We start from the raw sequence: 2,272 nt of genomic DNA, 5'->3' as shown, positions 1-2,272 counted from the left end.
ATTGAGGGAGGGGTGAATTCTATTGAACAAAACCGTTCTATTCGTTTGTACAGGGAATACTTGCCGCAGCCCTATGGCTGAAGGGATATTGCGCCTGAAGGCACGGGAGAAGGGAATTTCATTAACAATTCGCTCCGCTGGCGTGGCAGCGGCTGGAGGCGGGCCAATTTCTCCTCATGCTCGGCAGATTTTGCAGGATAGAGGGATCGAGGATAGCTTTCAATCCACTCCTGTTTCGGAAGAGGCAGTTCAATGGGCGGAGCTCATCTTAACGATGACAATGAGTCATAAGCGTGCCTTAATAGAGCGATATCCGCAGGAAGCGGACAAAATTTTTACACTCAAGGAATATACGCTTGAATCGGACCTGCATCAAGAGCGGGAGAAGCTTGCGGCCGAGCTTGAAATCAAAAAAGCGTTGTCCCAAGAAATCACGGACAGCGAGCTGCAGCAGCTGGCTCTGCTTCATCAGGGCAGCTACGATGTAGTCGACCCGTTTGGCGGGTCGCTGGAGGACTACCAGCTGTGCGCCCAAGACATTGAACAGTGTCTAGACAAGCTGTTGGAGCGGTGGTCGGAGGAAAATCAGTAATGCGGTCACTACTGAAGAAAAGTTGATCGATTAGTAAAGCAGTACTAAAGCATGTTAATCGCTCAGTGAAGCGGTACCGCCGCCGCAGGAAGTGTAAAGGTTGTCTCTTTACACCTTTTCCCGGATGCGGTATGATTAAGGAAAGTTATTAGATCCGGTGTAACTGGCGACTAGTGGAAGAGACCACAATGGAGCACCGGAATATACGGCCGGTCGCCTGGGCAAAGAGCGTAACGTTGTGGAAACACGCGTCCATGCTCTTTTTTTCTATTGGCTCGATTTAAGGGTATACTTAGTACAAAGCTATCCATCGGGGCATCGTTATTCTGCGATCAGATAGCGTGCTGCCGGCACTTAAGGAGGCGTAAGGGATGAAAGTTGCTATTGGCTCCGATCATGGTGGAGTCCGACTGAAAGAAGAAATCAAGCAAGTAATCCTTTCCATGGGTCACGAAGTGGAGGATTGCGGGTGTAACTGTACTGATTCCGTCGATTATCCTGATTATGCGATCGCGGTATGTGACAAGGTGGTTGCCGGACAGGCTGATCGAGGAATTCTTATCTGCGGAACAGGAATTGGAATGACGATTGCTGCTAACAAAATTCCAGGAATCCGCTGTGCGCTGGTGCACGACCTGTTTTCGGCCAAAGCGACCCGGGAACATAACGATTCCAATGTGCTGGCCATGGGCGAGCGTGTCATCGGAAGCGGCGTTGCTTCGGAAATTACCCGCATTTGGCTGGAGACCGGGTTCTCCGGTGAAGCCCGTCACGCAGGGAGAGTAGAGAAAGTGAAGTCGCTTGAAAATAAATATGCAGCTCATCCCTAAAATAAGGGTATAGCAAGGTGGGCTGGCGAGAACTTATAGCATGGGGAAGATTTTGCCCAATCTATGTTAGAGAAGGTGAAGATCATGTCCGATGTGAAACCTGGTCCAGGAGGCCAGCATGAACCAGCATCCGCGGACCTTATGAACTCATTAGAACCACGTTCACTGAGTACCGCAGCCGATGATGTAAAGCTGGTGCTTGAGGAATTGATCCGGACCGCAGGAATAAGCGCAGGGAAGCTGATTGTGATCGGTACGAGTACAAGTGAAGTTATTGGAGAGAGGATTGGAACCGCTGGCGCTGCAGAGGCCGCTGAGCGGATTTTCCAAGGAGTAGAGGCCGCTCGGAAGCTTTGCCGTTTCTTCCCGGCATTCCAATGCTGTGAGCATTTGAACCGTGCGCTTGTGTTAGAGCGTGAGGCTCTATCGCTTTACCCGGACTTAGAAGAAGTATCCGTCGTCCCTGTACCTAGGGCTGGCGGCTCGATGGCCGCTTGGGCGTATCTTCATCTGAAGGATCCGGTAGTGGTAGAAACGATTCAGGCCCATGCCGGACTGGATATTGGGGAAACGATGATTGGCATGCATTTGCGAAAAGTCGCCGTGCCCTTGCGTCCTTCCCTAAGATGGATCGGGCATGCCAGAGTGTCCATGGCGTACAGCCGACCCAAGTTAATTGGAGGAGCGAGAGCTCAATATTCCAAGCAAGAGGTCGTAAATAACGGAAATTGCTTGTAGCCGCATCAATTCCTTTACCCGATTTTAACTGGCGAGACAATTCCATTAAACGATTTTACTCTCCGCGGGGACGGAAAAAAGCATTTAAACCGATAATTCTATATTTCGTTAA

General features: G+C 50.4%; 3 protein-coding genes and 1 riboswitch. All 3 genes read left to right on the top strand.

Annotated features, from left to right (window positions below):
* The first annotated feature begins 22 nt into the window (after positions 1-22).
* The 3 genes from PSHG_RS25835 (at position 23) to PSHG_RS25825 (ending at position 2,160) form a co-directional block, all read left to right on the top strand.
* Complete coding sequence (locus PSHG_RS25835; protein WP_262362420.1) at positions 23-592, top strand: low molecular weight protein arginine phosphatase; 570 nt, start codon at positions 23-25, stop codon at positions 590-592.
* 149 nt (positions 593-741) lie between these two features.
* Positions 742-822: riboswitch (ZMP/ZTP riboswitch) on the top strand.
* A 141-nt stretch (positions 823-963) separates the two neighbouring features.
* On the top strand, positions 964-1,422 hold the full coding sequence (gene rpiB, locus PSHG_RS25830) for a ribose 5-phosphate isomerase B (protein ID WP_010280059.1): 459 nt from the start codon (positions 964-966) through the stop codon (positions 1,420-1,422).
* 84 nt (positions 1,423-1,506) lie between these two features.
* Positions 1,507-2,160 (top strand): TIGR01440 family protein, encoded by a 654-nt coding sequence (locus PSHG_RS25825; RefSeq protein ID WP_010280056.1) that lies wholly within the window; start codon positions 1,507-1,509, stop codon positions 2,158-2,160.
* Positions 2,161-2,272: the final 112 nt, after the last annotated feature.

Source organism: Paenibacillus senegalensis JC66, from assembly GCF_000285515.1.
Taxonomy (GTDB): Bacteria; Bacillota; Bacilli; order Paenibacillales; family NBRC-103111; genus Paenibacillus_L; species Paenibacillus_L senegalensis.
Note: the sequence above shows the minus strand (reverse complement) of the source record. Positions and strands in the feature narration are given on the sequence as shown.